Origin of the sequence: Sphingopyxis soli (assembly GCF_018682675.1) — a bacterium.
Taxonomy (GTDB): Bacteria; Pseudomonadota; Alphaproteobacteria; order Sphingomonadales; family Sphingomonadaceae; genus Sphingopyxis; species Sphingopyxis soli.
The window spans coordinates 1-12,077 of sequence record NZ_JAFMTR010000092.1; the positions used below are offsets into that span (position 1 = coordinate 1).

Genomic DNA, 12,077 nt, shown 5'->3' on the forward strand with positions numbered 1-12,077 from the left:
TCGATCCGGAATCCATTTTTCCAGCGCTGCGCGAATGGACCCCGGATCAAGTCCGGGGTGACGGGACAAGGCAGGACAACTTCCGGTCGCAACCCGTCACCCAGCCATTTTTCGGCCGCCCGCCCAAAAGCCATGCTATCGTCGGCGACATGGTCGGGAAAGGCATGAGATGACATCGGGCAGCACAGGTCCGCATTATTCGCCCTTCACCCTCGGCGGCGGCCTCATTTTCGTGTCGGGGCAGCTCCCTCTGCGGCCCGGCCGCGACACGACGCTGGCGGCGGCATCGTTCCGGGAGCAGGCCGCACAGGCGCTTTCCAACCTGCGCGCGGTGCTCGCAAGCGCGGGCGCCGACCTTTCGCAGGTGGTCAAGACGACGGTCTATCTGACCGACATCGCCGACTGGGACGAACTCGACGACGTATATGGCGCCTTCTTCGGCGCCGCGCGGCCGGCGCGGAGCGTCATCGCGACCGGACCGCTGCATTTCGGCTTCCGGATCGAGATCGAGGCCATCGCCGACCCGGCGAAAACCGCCGGCTGATGCCCAAACGGAAACCGGCGCGGATCGCTCCGCGCCGGGTCCCCGTATAATAACTGGCTTAAAGCGGCTCAGGCGACCCGGCGCACTTCATTCCCCTCATCATCGATATCGCGCAGCACATAGCCGCGACCCCAGACCGTCTCGATATAATTTTCGCCGCCGCAGGCGAGCGCCAGCTTCTTGCGCAGCTTGCAGATGAAGACGTCGATGATCTTCAGTTCGGGCTCGTCCATGCCGCCATAGAGGTGGTTCAGGAACATTTCCTTGGTCAGCGTCGTACCCTTGCGGAGCGAAAGCAGCTCGAGCATCTGATATTCCTTGCCGGTCAGATGCACACGGACGCTGTCGACCTCGACCGTCTTGGTGTCGAGGTTGACCGCGAGCTTGCCGGTCTTGATGACGCTCTGGCTGTGCCCCTTCGACCGGCGGACGACCGCATGGATGCGGGCGACCAGCTCGTCGCGGTGGAACGGCTTGGTGACATAGTCGTCGGCGCCGAAGCCGAACGAGCGCACCTTCGAATCCATTTCCGAAATGCCCGACAGGATCAGCACCGGCGTCTGCACCTTCGCGGTGCGCAGCTTCTTCAGCACGTCATAGCCGTGCATGTCGGGCAGGTTCAGGTCGAGCAGGATGATGTCGTAATCATAGAGCTTGCCCAGATCGAGGCCCTCTTCGCCCAGATCGGTCGTGTAAACGTTGAAGCCCTCGGTGGTGAGCATCGTGTCGATCGCCTTCGCGGTCGTCGGCTCGTCCTCGATCAGCAGTACGCGCATTGGGCACCCCTTAACTGTTTCCCACGATGATCCCGCGAACCCGATCGCACGACCCCCCTGGATGCGCCGACCGGACCCCGCTCGCGAGACTGCCGGAACATTAACCATGAAACTAATGAAGGGAAAAGGTTAATTTTGGTTTAACCCGCAGGAATCCACGAGTCGCGGCGAATTCCGTGGCCATTTTGCACCACATTCATTCCGTTCGCCGGGCGAGATGATCGTCATGCGCGCCGGTGCAGGAGCGCTTGAGGACATCGACCAGAAAGTCCGCCAGCGCGGTCACGCGCGCCGGGCGCAGCCGCGACGGCGGCGACAGCAGATGCAGGTAGGATTGCGGCAGCGACCAGTCGGTGAGGATGCGGACGAGCGCGCCCGACGCCAGTTCCTGGTCGGCGATGAAGTCGGGCAGCACCGCGATCCCGCCCCCCGCGACGAGCAAGGGAACCGCGATGTCGCCATTGTTCGCGAACAGGGGTCCGCTGGGGACGACGGTCGCCTGCTCGCCCTCGCGGTGGAAGTGGAGCGGCATCGCGCGTTCGCGGTGCCCGTATCCGACCAGCCGGTGGCCGGCGAGTTCGAGCGGATGCCGCGGCGTGCCGTGGCGTTCCAGATAGGCTTCGCTCGCGATCACCGACGCCGCGACCGGCGCGATCGTCCGCGCGAGCAGGCTGGAATCGTCCATCCGCGAGATGCGGAGCGCGAGGTCGATCCCCTCGGCGACCAGGTCGCTCCGCGCATCGCTGAGGATGATGTCGACCTCGACCGCCGGATGCCTTTCGAGGAAGGCCGCGAGCGGACGCCCGAGCACCTTGATCCCGAAGCTCATCGGCGCGGCGAGGCGGATCGGCCCGGCAAGGTCGCGCCGGTCGCCGCGCGCCGCCTCGGTCGCCGACACCGCCGCCGCGACCATCGCCCGCGCCTCGTCGACCAGCCCCGCCCCGGCGGTCGACAGCGTCACCTGCCGCGAACTGCGCAGCAGCAGCGTGATGCCAAGCGACGCCTCGAGCCGCGTCACCGCTTTCGACACGCTCGCCTTCGACAGGCCGAGCGACGCGGCGGCAGCGGTGAAGCTGCCATTGTCGGCAACCGCGGCGAAACAGGCCCAGCCCTCATAATCGGGAAGCGACATCCAATACCTCAAAAATGGAAACGATGATTTTCCATCTACGCTATTTTCGAAACGATCCCAAAGCCTATTTTGTCCTCAACACAAGGGCGCGGTCCGGCACCAATGCCGGCAAGGCCGCACCCGGGAAGGACAAGGCCATGATCGATATCCGTAAATTCGACACGCTGGGCCATGCCAATCACGGCTGGCTCGATGCCCGTCACCATTTCTCCTTCGCCGACTATTACGAACCTGCCCGCATGGGCTGGGGCGCACTGCGCGTCTGGAACGACGATGCCATTGCGGCGCAGTCGGGCTTTCCCGCCCATCCGCACCGCGACATGGAAATCATCACCTATGTCCGCAGCGGCGCGATCAGCCACCGCGACTCAATGGGCAATGCCGGCCGCACCGCGGCGGGCGACGTCCAGGTGATGAGCGCGGGCACCGGCGTCATGCACAGCGAGTTCAACCTCGAGGACGAGGAGACGACGCTGTTCCAGATCTGGATCATGCCCACCCAAGAGGGCGGCAATCCGGGCTGGGGCCAGCGCGAATTTCCGAAGGCCGACCGGTCGGGCCGGTTCGTGACCCTGGCGAGCGGGATCGAGGGCGATGACGACGCGCTGCCGATCCGCGCCGACGCCCGTGTGGCCGCGGCGACGGTCGAGGCGGGCGAAAAGCTCGCCTACGACCTCGGCCCCGGCCGCCACGCCTATCTCGTCGCCGCCAAGGGCCGCATCCGCGTCAACGGCCAGGATGCCGACCCGCGCGACGGCATCGCGATCCGCGACGTCGGAACGATCGAGGTCGAAGCACTCGACGACGCCGAACTGGTGCTGGTCGACAGCCTCTGACGAAGTCCCCCGGGCCGCCGCCAAGCCCCTCCCCGTCGGCGGCGGCCCACCCCCTTTTCACCAAGTTCAGATTGAAGGAGTAACACGATGAGCCACATTCTTCGTATCGATGCGAGCGCGCGCCACGCGGGCTCGACCACCCGCCAGCTTGCCGACAAGCTCGTCGCCCGCCTGGTCGAACAGGGTTATGGCGCCAGCGTCACCGTGCGCGACCTCGCCCAGACCCCGCCGGCCCTGCTGACCGAAAACTGGGTCGGCGCGAACTTCACCGACGATGATGCCCGCAGCGCCGATCAGAAGGCCGCGCTCGCAGCATCGGACGAGCTGATCGGCGAACTCGAAGCCGCCGACACGATCGTCATCGGCGTGCCGCTCTACAACTTCGCGGTTCCGGCGTCGCTGAAGGCCTGGATCGACCTCATCGCCCGCGCCCGCCGCACCTTCCGCTACACCGAAGCCGGCCCCGAAGGGCTGCTGAAGGGCAAGAAGGCCTATCTGGTCGTCGCCACCGGCGGCGTGCCGGTCGGCAGCGACTATGATTTCGCGACCGGCTATCTGCGCCATGTTCTCGGCTTCGTCGGCATCACTGACGTCACCGTGATCGACGCCGGTCAGCAGATGATCGATGGCGATGCCGTGACCCGCGCAACCGCCGCAATCGACGAGCTCAAGCAGGCCGCTTGACCCCCAAGCCGCCGCCGCGCGTTTCCTCCCGCGTGGCGGCGGCCTCTCTGCAAGGAAAGGACTGAACGATGGCCAAGGTACTGGTGCTTTATTATTCGAGCTATGGTCATGTCGAACAGATGGCCGATGCCGTCGCCGAGGGCGCGCGCGCCGCAGGCGCCGAGGTCGACATCCGCCGCGTCGCCGAAACCGCCCCGCAGGCGGTGATCGAGGCCGCGGGCTTCAAGACCGACACCGCGCATCCGCTGCTGAGCGATCCGAACGAGCTCGCGAATTATGACGCGATCGTCGTCGGCACCCCGACGCGCTTCGGCCGCATGGCGAGCCAGATGGCGAGCTTCTGGGACACTGCCGGCGGCGTGTGGGCGCAGGGCAAGCTGGGCGGCAAGGTTGGCGCGGCCTTCACCTCGACCGCGACGCAGCATGGCGGGCAGGAAACGACGCTGTTCTCGGTGCTGACCAACCTGCTCCACTTCGGCCTGACCATCGTCGGGCTCGACTATGGCTATGCCGGCCAGATGGGTGTCGGCGAGGTCAAGGGCGGCGCACCTTACGGGGCCACGACGGTTGCCGACGGCGACGGTTCGCGCCAGCCGAGCGAAGCCGATCTCGGTGGCGCCCGCTATCTGGGCGAGCGCGTCGCGAAGACCGCCGCCAAGCTGATCGCCTGAACCGATGCGCCGTCTCCCGAGCTGGTTCCTTTCGCATGGCTCGCCGATGATGGCGCTCGAGCCCAGCCCGGCGCGGGATTTCCTCGCCGGGCTGGGCAACTCGCTGCCGCGTCCGCGCGCGATCCTTGTCGTGTCGGCACATCATGATGCGGCGTATGAAGGCGGCCGAGCGACCGTGACCGCCTCGCCCGCGCCGCCGACAGTTCACGATTTCGGCGGTTTCCCGGAAGAGCTGTTCGCGATGCGCTATCCGGCGCCGGGTGATCCGGCGCTGGCGCAGCGCGTAATCGACCTGCTTGCCGCGCACGGTCTGGCCGTCGCGGCCGATCCGGAGCGCGGGCTCGACCATGGCGCGTGGGTGCCGCTGTCGGTGATCTATCCGCAAGCCGACATTCCGGTCGTCCAGCTCTCGATCGCCTCTGCCGCATCTCCCGAATGGCATTATGCGCTGGGGCAGGCGCTCGCCCCGCTGCGCGACGAAGGCGTCCTCGTCATCGGATCGGGCAGCATCACGCATAATCTCCGCGCCTTCTTCACGACGCGCCCGGCGATCGGCGCCCCGGCGCCCGCATGGGTCAGCGACTTCACGGCCTGGGTCGCCGGCCGGATGGAGGCCAATGCGATCGACGATGTGCTCCATGCGGTCGAGCGCGCGCCGCACGGCAAGGACAACCATCCGACGCCCGACCATATCCTGCCGCTGTTCGTGGCAATGGGGGCAGGCGCCGACGGCGACGGCCTGCACGCAAAGCGCCTCCATGCCAGCACGACCTATGCGTTTCTGGCGATGGACGTTTACGCTTTCGGCGAGGAGAGCGTCGCCGTATAGCGCGGCGATGCTTCTTTCAGACCATATCCTTTTCCTCGACGGCGAGGCGCTTGTCATCGACAAGCCCGCGGGCCTGCCCGTCGACGCACCGCGCGACGGCAGCCTCAGCCTCGAGAATCATCTCGACAGCCTGCGCTTTGGGTTCAAGCGCTGGCCGCTGCCCGTCCACCGGCTCGACCGCGACACCTCGGGCTGCCTGCTGCTCGCGCGCAATCCGAAGGCGCACGGGCGTTTCACCCGCGCCTTCGAGGAGCGCGCGGTCGAGAAGCAGTATCTCGCGATCCTCGACGGCGTGCCCGCGGGCGATCGCGGCATCATCGACCTGCCGCTCGGCAAGACCTCGACCGCCGAACAGGGCTGGCGGATGGTCGTCGATCCGAAAGGCAAGCCCTCGGTCTCGCATTGGGAAAAGCTCGCCGAAGCGGGCGGCCGCGCGCTGCTGCGCTTTCGCCCCGAGACCGGCCGCACGCACCAGCTGCGCGTCCACGCACTCGAGGGGCTCGGCTTTCCGATCGTCGGCGATCCCGTTTACGGCAAGGGCGGTGCGAAGGATCGGACGATGCTCCACGCCGAACGGCTCGTCGTAAAACGTGACGTCAAGCCGCCAGTAATTGCCGAGGCGCCCTTTCCCGATCGCTTCGTCGCGCTCGGATTTGCGGCGCCGGAAGGCGCGGCGCCGACGCGTGGCTGACATTCCCGAAAGCGCGATTACGGAAAAATTTCTCGCCGGATCGGGACCGGGTGGGCAGAATGTGAACAAGGTTGCAACCGCGTGCCAGCTGCGCGTCGATGTCTTCGCACTCGGACTCGCGCCCGATGCCTATCGCAGGCTCAAGACGCTCGCGGGAAGCAAGATGACCTCCGCCGGCGAACTCGTCATTCTCGCCCGCAGCTTTCGCACCCAGGAAGCCAATCGCGCCGACGCGCGGGCGCGGCTGAACGAGCTGGTCGACGCCGCGCTCGTCCGGCCCGAGAAGCGGATCAAGACCAGGCCGAGCAAGGCCGCGAAGGCCCGCCGGGTCGACACCAAGAAAGCGCGCGGTTCGGTGAAGGCGGGCCGCGGCCGCGTGCGTCTCGACTAGCCATGCAGCTTTACCGGCTCGACGCCAGCGCGGCCCAGATTTCCGGGGTTTTAGGGGTGGACGCGGGCGACGATCCCTGGACCGGAGGCTATGTCACCCCCGGCCGCCCGGCGCCGGTGATCGCCCCCGACAGCCGCGGCGGGCCGCGCCGCTATCTGCGCCCGAAACTGTGGGGCGTCCCGCCCCCGCCGCAAGGCACGCAGCCCGTCGCCACCGTCCGCAACCTGACAAGTCCGTTCTGGATCGGGACACTCCGCCACCCGGAGCTCCGCTGCCTGATTCCGGCGACGAGCTTTGCCGTCTGGTCGGGCGCGGCGGGCGCGAAACGCCGACGCTGGGCGTCGGTTTCCGGGCGGCCGATCTTCGCCTTCGCGGGAATCCAGCGCCAGACCGAGGACTGGCCGGGTTTCGCGCTGCTGACGACCGATCCGAACGGCCTGCTCGAACGCCTCGCGCCTGGCGCGATGCCGCTGATCCTGCACGCCGAGGATCATGAGCGCTGGCTGACCGCCGACTGGCGCGACGCCGTGCATCTCGTCACCCCCTTCCCGAGCCATTTGATGACGGTCGACGACACTTATCCCTACCCGTAATTTCATCAATTCGCTTCACTTTGCGATAACCAACGGTGCGCTAAATTCGCCCCGAATCGACCAACGGGGTGGGAACACAGACGTGCTGACCAACGCCAACACCAAGCCGACCACGAAGGGCCGCCGCGCCGAACGCGCGCCCGTGCAGGCGCGGGCCCGCTTCCGCGAGCCCGGCTTCAATCCCTTCGACGTCGAGCTGTACGACCTGTCCTCGACGGGTTTCCGGATGGTGACATTTTCGCGCCCGCAGATCGGCAAGGCGATCTGGGTCAGCCTGCCCGGCCTGCAACCGCTCGAAGCGATCATCCGCCGTGCCGACGGCAACAATTATGGCTGCGAGTTCACCCACCCGCTGCACCCGTCGGTCGCGAAGCATCTGCAGGTGAAGCTGCGCTGAGGATCAGCCCGCCGGCTTTTCCGACTTTTTCAGGATATGCTTCCACTCGGCAGGCGTGACGCGCCCGACCGAAAGGCGCGACTGGCGGATGAGGTCCATGTCGGCGAGCGCCGGATCGGCCTTGATCGCGGCCAGCGTGACCGGATGCTTGAGCGCGCGCACCGGTGCGACGCGGACGATCACCCAGGGCGAGCCTTCCTCCGCCGTCGGATCGGGCGACGCGGTCTCGGTGATCTTCATGATCCCGACGCATTCCTTGCCGATATTGCTGTGATAGAAGAGCGCCTCGTCGCCGACCTTCATCGCCATCAGGTTGAGCTTTGCGGTGTGGTTGCGCACCCCGTCCCACATTCCCGTCCCATCCTTGACGAGTTGGTCCCACGCATAGGCGTCGGGTTCGGATTTCATCAGCCAATATTGCTTTGCCATGGCGGCGGGCTTAGCCGAGCCCTGCGCGGGGTGGAACCGCCTTTTTCCCTTTAACCGGCACGCCGCAGCGCCTAGATCGCGACTCATCCCGCGCCCCTGCAGGCGCCGCCCCTATCAGATGGACCTATTACGCATGACTGCTGCCGTTCCCGTTATTTCCATGTCGCTCCCCGCCGACCAGTTCGCAAAGGATTTCGGCGCATCGTTCGAGCGCTTCGGTTTCGCGATGATCACCGACCATGGCATCGACCCCGAGCTGATCGACGACGCCTGGGCGAAGGCGAAGGCCTTTTTCGCGCTGCCCGAGGACGTCAAGCGCGCCTACCACATTCCCGGCGGCGGCGGCGCGCGCGGCTACACCCCCTTCGGCACCGAGATCGCCAAAGGCGCGAAGGAAGTCGACCTCAAGGAATTCTGGCACGTGGGGCGCGATCTGCCCGCGGGGCACCGGCTCGCCGCGCAGCAGCCGAACAATGTGTGGCCGAAGGAAGTCGAGGGTTTCCGCACCGTCTATGACAAATTGTTCGCGGAATTCGACCGCGTCGGCGGCCGCCTTCTTTCGGGCATCGCCCGCTACCTCGGCCTCGCGCCCGATTTCTTCGACGACACGGTGAAGGACGGCAACAGCGTGATGCGCCTGCTGCACTATCCGCCCGTCGAAGGACCCGCGAAGGGCATCCGCGCCGAGGCGCATGAGGACATCAACACGATCACGCTTCTGTTGGGCGCCGAGGAAGCGGGGCTCGAAATCCTCGACAAGGACGGCAGCTGGCTTCCCGTATCGCCGCCGCCGGGAGCGATGGCGGTCAACGTCGGCGACATGCTGCAGCGGCTGACGAACAACCGCCTGCCCTCGACCACGCACCGCGTTCGCAACCCCGACGAAGGCCGCGCCAGCCTCGCGCGCTATTCGATGCCCTTCTTTCTCCACTTCCGGTCGGATTATCCGATCGAGACGCTGCCAAGCTGCATCGATGCCGCGCACCCGAACCTCTATCCGACGCCGATCACCGCCGACGAGTATCTGCAGGAACGGCTGCGCGAGATCGGGCTGAAAAAATAGCGCAAACGGCTTCGCATGTCGTAACCGTCCCGCAATGCCGTGCGAAGAACGGGTATGCGCCTGCTGCTATCCTGTCTCGCCCTGCTCATGCTGGCCCTCGGGCCGGCGAACGCGGCGACGGGGCCGACCTATTGCCGGGACGGAAGCACGGCCGATTGCTGCGACGGCGACCAACCTTGCACCCTCCCGGGCGCGGGGTGCGCCCCCTCCTGCACACCGAAGATCATCGCCGCCGAACAGGGCGACAGCACGCCGCGCATCGCGGTGACGGCCCCTTTGCCGGTCCTTTCGGTCGCGCAGCGCGCCGGGACCGGAACGCCGCCGCCTCATCCGCCTCCGCGCGCCTCCTGATCCGATCAGACCATCAAACCATCAGGAGAATGACCATGAAGACGATTATCAAATTTGCCGCCATCGGTGCCGCCTTTGTCAGCAGCACCGCCTTTGCCGCCTCTCCGGCAGCGTTCAGCGCCGCATGCTGCGCCCTCGGCGCTTGCTGCGGCCTTCCCTGCTGCGGATAGGATGGGTCGCGGGTCGGGGCGTCGGTCATGGCCGGCGCCCCGGTTCGGTCAATGCATATGCTTCAGCTTGTCGGGGTTGCGCATCACATAGATGCCGACGATCCTGCCGTCCTCGATCTCGAGCGCGGTGGTCTGGAACTCGCCGTCGGCCTCGCGGGTGACGAAGCCCGGCAAGCCGTTGATCGTGCCGACTTGCACGAGCGTGGAGCCATATTTGCCGAACAGCACGGCAAGGCTGCGGTGCAGCGTCATCACCGTATCGAAGCCGAGCACCGGCACGATCGCCGCCGGGCGCTTGCCGCCACCGTCGGACCACATGCCGACGTCGGCCGCGAGCATCGCGCCGAGCGCGCGCATATCGCCGCTGCGCGAGGCCGCAAAGAAAGCGTTGGCGATTTCGAGGCCGCGCGCTTTCTCCAGCTTGTAGCGCGGACGCGCGTCGCGGACGTGCGAGCGCGCCCGCGCGGCGAGCTGGCGTGTCGCGGCGGCGTCACGGTCGATCGTCTTCGCGACTTCGTCGAACTCGACGCCGAAGACGTCGTGCAGAAGAAAGGCGGCGCGTTCGAGAGGGGAGAGCCGTTCGAGCGCGAGCATGAGCGGCAACGTGACATCGTCGTCTTCCTCCTCCTCGACCAGGGGGTCGGGGAGCCAGGGGCCGACATAGGTCTCGCGCTGCGCGCGCGCCGATTTGAGCTGGTCGAGGCAGAGCCGCGTCACCGTGCGCCGAAGGAAGGCCGCGGGCTCGCGCACCGCGCCGCGGTCGGTGCCGAGCCAGCGAATGAAGGCATCCTGCACCACATCCTCGGCATCGGCGACCGATCCGAGCATCCGATAGGCGACGCGGGTGAGGAGCGGACGCAACGGATCGAAACTCGCCGCCGCGTCCGCGCCCGCTTCCATCCCGCCGCGAATGCCCGCGGGGGTCATCAGGCCGCCTTCACCAGCACGCCGCCCTCGTACCAGAGGTCGAAGCCGACCGCGATGCGGTTCCAGCCGTTGATGATGTTGATCAGCAGCGTGAGGTTCACTTGCTCCTCCGGCGTGAAATGCGCCTCGAGCGCATCTTTCGCGGCCTTCTGTGTGTGCCCTTCCGACATGCGGGTCAAGGCGTCGGTCCAGGCGAGCGCGGCGCGTTCGCGGTCGGTATAGACCGGAGCTTCGTGCCACGCGGCGAGCAGGTAGATGCGCTGTTCGGTCTCGCCATGCGCGCGGGCGTCGATCGTGTGCATGTTGATGCAGTTGGCGCAGCCATTGAGGATCGACGAGCGGATCTTCACCAGTTCGACGAGCGTCTTGTCGAGGCTCTTTTCGACGGCGAAGCCGGTCGCGGTCCATTGCTTCATCAGCGTCGGGGCGGCGGCATAAGGGTCGGTCACCTTGGTCATCGCATGTCTCCTTCATCGGGTTGTACCTGCATGACGAGACAGCGCGGGCGCCTGTGACATGGCGCGCGAAAAAAGTTCGCGCGGCAGGCGACATTTGGATGCGATGGCATCCCAAGCCGTTGGAAACGCACCGTTTCGGATAATGCGCTTTTTCTGACTGCGGGGCTGCACTAGCATCGCCCGATCCAGACCAAGAGAGGGGGATGACCATGAAGTTTCTCAACGACCACGGCGACCGCGCCTATGCCCTGCTCCGGATCGTTTCCGGATTGCTCTTTCTCGCGCACGGCGTGCAGAAATTTCTCAATTTCCCGACCGCCTTTCCCTATCCGCTGAACCCGATGCTGCAGGCGGCCGGGACGATCGAGATCGTTGCCGGCGCGCTGATCATCATCGGGCTTGCGACCCGGCCCGCCGCCTTCATCGCGAGCGGCATGTCGGCGGTCGGCTACTGGGTCGCGCATGGCAGCCAGGGCCCCTATCCCATCGCCAACGGCGGCGAGACGATCGCCCTATATTGCTTTATCTTCCTGTTCATCGCGACGCGCGGCGCCGGGATCTGGAGCGTCGATGCCGCGCGCGCGAAATAGCGCGTGCGCTATTATCTGGACGCCGAGTTCAACGGCTTCGGCGGGGCGCTGATCTCGATCGGCCTCGCGCCGGAGAATGCCGATCACCCGCGCTTCTACGGTGCGGTGGAGTGCCGCGACCCGACACCTTGGGTCGCGGCGCATGTGCTGCCGGTTCTCGACACCGACCCCGTCGCCTATGAAGCCTTGCAGGATGCGTTCGCCGATTATCTGGCGCCCGATCCGCATCCGGTGCTTGTCGCCGACTGGCCCGAAGACATCGTCCACGCCGCGCGCCTGCTCGCGACCAGCGACGGGCGGCGGCTGATCGTCTCGGCGGTGAGCTTCGAGCTTGCCGAGGTGGTGAGTTTCTCGTCGGCCGAGCTCAGCGATGTGCCGCACAATGCCTATCACGACGCCGTCGCGCTGCGGACGTTCTGCACCGCGCGGCGCGGAATGAACGGCGCGACGTCGGGGTGACGCAAGCGGTGTGGCGGCCGGTTTCGACCGGAAGTGGACGTGAGCCCAACCTGATCCGTTCGCATCGAGCGAAGTCGAGATGCCCC

General features: G+C 66.5%; 18 protein-coding genes. 12 read left to right on the plus strand and 6 right to left on the minus strand.

Annotated features, from left to right (window positions below; all coding sequences use genetic code 11):
* Positions 1-169: 169 nt before the first annotated feature.
* Positions 170-544 carry a RidA family protein gene (locus J1N50_RS14135; RefSeq protein ID WP_215354675.1) on the plus strand — a complete coding sequence of 125 codons (375 nt, stop codon included), beginning with the start codon at positions 170-172 and terminating at the stop codon, positions 542-544.
* 68 nt (positions 545-612) lie between these two features.
* Here J1N50_RS14135 and ctrA read toward each other — a convergent pair whose 3' ends face one another.
* The gene (gene ctrA / locus J1N50_RS14140) at positions 613-1,320 is read right to left on the minus strand and encodes a response regulator transcription factor CtrA (protein ID WP_058457016.1); all 708 of its coding nucleotides are present in this window, start codon (positions 1,318-1,320) and stop codon (positions 613-615) included.
* Between the two features lie 196 nt (positions 1,321-1,516).
* The gene (locus tag J1N50_RS14145; RefSeq protein ID WP_215354678.1) at positions 1,517-2,452 is read right to left on the minus strand and encodes a LysR family transcriptional regulator; all 936 of its coding nucleotides are present in this window, start codon (positions 2,450-2,452) and stop codon (positions 1,517-1,519) included.
* A 137-nt stretch (positions 2,453-2,589) separates the two neighbouring features.
* Between J1N50_RS14145 and J1N50_RS14150 the strand changes: the two genes are divergently transcribed.
* The 8 genes from J1N50_RS14150 (at position 2,590) to J1N50_RS14185 (ending at position 7,544) form a co-directional block, all read left to right on the plus strand.
* Positions 2,590-3,288: a pirin family protein gene (locus J1N50_RS14150; RefSeq protein WP_215354681.1), complete on the plus strand. Its 699-nt coding sequence runs from the start codon at positions 2,590-2,592 to the stop codon at positions 3,286-3,288.
* Positions 3,289-3,375: 87 nt separating this feature from the next.
* A complete protein-coding gene (locus J1N50_RS14155; protein WP_215354683.1) occupies positions 3,376-3,972 on the plus strand; it encodes an FMN-dependent NADH-azoreductase in 597 nt (198 codons plus the stop codon).
* A gap of 68 nt (positions 3,973-4,040) precedes the next feature.
* Positions 4,041-4,643, plus strand: coding sequence for an NAD(P)H:quinone oxidoreductase (wrbA, locus tag J1N50_RS14160; RefSeq protein WP_215354689.1), 603 nt, complete (start codon positions 4,041-4,043; stop codon positions 4,641-4,643).
* Positions 4,644-4,647: 4 nt separating this feature from the next.
* A complete protein-coding gene (locus J1N50_RS14165; protein WP_215354692.1) occupies positions 4,648-5,472 on the plus strand; it encodes a DODA-type extradiol aromatic ring-opening family dioxygenase in 825 nt (274 codons plus the stop codon).
* 7 nt (positions 5,473-5,479) lie between these two features.
* Positions 5,480-6,163, plus strand: coding sequence for an RluA family pseudouridine synthase (locus tag J1N50_RS14170; protein ID WP_215354694.1), 684 nt, complete (start codon positions 5,480-5,482; stop codon positions 6,161-6,163).
* Entirely contained in the window at positions 6,156-6,554 is a 399-nt protein-coding gene (gene arfB / locus J1N50_RS14175; protein ID WP_215354697.1) for an alternative ribosome rescue aminoacyl-tRNA hydrolase ArfB, read from the plus strand. Before J1N50_RS14170 ends, arfB begins: the two co-directional genes overlap by 8 nt.
* 2 nt (positions 6,555-6,556) lie before the next feature.
* Complete coding sequence (locus tag J1N50_RS14180; RefSeq protein WP_215354701.1) at positions 6,557-7,147, plus strand: SOS response-associated peptidase family protein; 591 nt, start codon at positions 6,557-6,559, stop codon at positions 7,145-7,147.
* A gap of 82 nt (positions 7,148-7,229) precedes the next feature.
* A complete protein-coding gene (locus J1N50_RS14185) occupies positions 7,230-7,544 on the plus strand; it encodes a PilZ domain-containing protein (protein ID WP_215354704.1) in 315 nt (104 codons plus the stop codon).
* A gap of 3 nt (positions 7,545-7,547) precedes the next feature.
* On the opposite strand, the gene J1N50_RS14190 is transcribed toward J1N50_RS14185, so the two are convergent.
* On the minus strand, positions 7,548-7,973 hold the full coding sequence (locus J1N50_RS14190) for an EVE domain-containing protein (protein ID WP_215354707.1): 426 nt from the start codon (positions 7,971-7,973) through the stop codon (positions 7,548-7,550).
* Between the two features lie 133 nt (positions 7,974-8,106).
* Between J1N50_RS14190 and J1N50_RS14195 the strand changes: the two genes are divergently transcribed.
* Positions 8,107-9,036, plus strand: coding sequence for an isopenicillin N synthase family dioxygenase (locus tag J1N50_RS14195; RefSeq protein WP_215354711.1), 930 nt, complete (start codon positions 8,107-8,109; stop codon positions 9,034-9,036).
* 364 nt (positions 9,037-9,400) lie between these two features.
* Here the strand turns inward: J1N50_RS14195 and J1N50_RS14200 are convergent, their stop codons facing one another.
* Genes J1N50_RS14200 through J1N50_RS14210 form a run of 3 tightly spaced genes read right to left on the minus strand, consistent with a single transcriptional unit; the run spans position 9,401 to position 10,942 of the window.
* Positions 9,401-9,586, minus strand: coding sequence for a hypothetical protein (locus tag J1N50_RS14200; protein WP_215354713.1), 186 nt, complete (start codon positions 9,584-9,586; stop codon positions 9,401-9,403).
* A 19-nt stretch (positions 9,587-9,605) separates the two neighbouring features.
* Positions 9,606-10,457 (minus strand): sigma-70 family RNA polymerase sigma factor, encoded by an 852-nt coding sequence (locus J1N50_RS14205; protein ID WP_215354721.1) that lies wholly within the window; start codon positions 10,455-10,457, stop codon positions 9,606-9,608.
* A gap of 26 nt (positions 10,458-10,483) precedes the next feature.
* Positions 10,484-10,942: a carboxymuconolactone decarboxylase family protein gene (locus J1N50_RS14210; RefSeq protein WP_215354716.1), complete on the minus strand. Its 459-nt coding sequence runs from the start codon at positions 10,940-10,942 to the stop codon at positions 10,484-10,486.
* A 203-nt stretch (positions 10,943-11,145) separates the two neighbouring features.
* Here J1N50_RS14210 and J1N50_RS14215 point away from each other — a divergent pair, with 203 nt between their 5' ends.
* Together J1N50_RS14215 and J1N50_RS14220 are read left to right on the plus strand one after the other, a co-directional pair.
* A complete protein-coding gene (locus J1N50_RS14215; protein WP_246553536.1) occupies positions 11,146-11,532 on the plus strand; it encodes a DoxX family protein in 387 nt (128 codons plus the stop codon).
* A gap of 3 nt (positions 11,533-11,535) precedes the next feature.
* A complete protein-coding gene (locus J1N50_RS14220) occupies positions 11,536-11,991 on the plus strand; it encodes a hypothetical protein (RefSeq protein WP_215354719.1) in 456 nt (151 codons plus the stop codon).
* The last annotated feature ends 86 nt before the right edge of the window (positions 11,992-12,077 follow it).

Bases quoted from the DNA above. Each gene is read 5' to 3' on its own strand.
- J1N50_RS14135 (WP_215354675.1), top strand. From the start codon at position 170: ATGACATCGGGCAGCACAGGTCCGCATTATTCGCCCTTCACCCTCGGC.
- ctrA (WP_058457016.1), bottom strand. From the start codon at position 1,320: ATGCGCGTACTGCTGATCGAGGACGAGCCGACGACCGCGAAGGCGATC.
- J1N50_RS14145 (WP_215354678.1), bottom strand. From the start codon at position 2,452: ATGTCGCTTCCCGATTATGAGGGCTGGGCCTGTTTCGCCGCGGTTGCC.
- J1N50_RS14150 (WP_215354681.1), top strand. From the start codon at position 2,590: ATGATCGATATCCGTAAATTCGACACGCTGGGCCATGCCAATCACGGC.
- J1N50_RS14155 (WP_215354683.1), top strand. From the start codon at position 3,376: ATGAGCCACATTCTTCGTATCGATGCGAGCGCGCGCCACGCGGGCTCG.
- wrbA (WP_215354689.1), top strand. From the start codon at position 4,041: ATGGCCAAGGTACTGGTGCTTTATTATTCGAGCTATGGTCATGTCGAA.
- J1N50_RS14165 (WP_215354692.1), top strand. From the start codon at position 4,648: ATGCGCCGTCTCCCGAGCTGGTTCCTTTCGCATGGCTCGCCGATGATG.
- J1N50_RS14170 (WP_215354694.1), top strand. From the start codon at position 5,480: ATGCTTCTTTCAGACCATATCCTTTTCCTCGACGGCGAGGCGCTTGTC.
- J1N50_RS14180 (WP_215354701.1), top strand. From the start codon at position 6,557: ATGCAGCTTTACCGGCTCGACGCCAGCGCGGCCCAGATTTCCGGGGTT.
- J1N50_RS14190 (WP_215354707.1), bottom strand. From the start codon at position 7,973: ATGGCAAAGCAATATTGGCTGATGAAATCCGAACCCGACGCCTATGCG.
- J1N50_RS14195 (WP_215354711.1), top strand. From the start codon at position 8,107: ATGACTGCTGCCGTTCCCGTTATTTCCATGTCGCTCCCCGCCGACCAG.
- J1N50_RS14200 (WP_215354713.1), bottom strand. From the start codon at position 9,586: ATGACCGACGCCCCGACCCGCGACCCATCCTATCCGCAGCAGGGAAGG.
- J1N50_RS14205 (WP_215354721.1), bottom strand. From the start codon at position 10,457: ATGGAAGCGGGCGCGGACGCGGCGGCGAGTTTCGATCCGTTGCGTCCG.
- J1N50_RS14210 (WP_215354716.1), bottom strand. From the start codon at position 10,942: ATGACCAAGGTGACCGACCCTTATGCCGCCGCCCCGACGCTGATGAAG.
- J1N50_RS14215 (WP_246553536.1), top strand. From the start codon at position 11,146: ATGACCATGAAGTTTCTCAACGACCACGGCGACCGCGCCTATGCCCTG.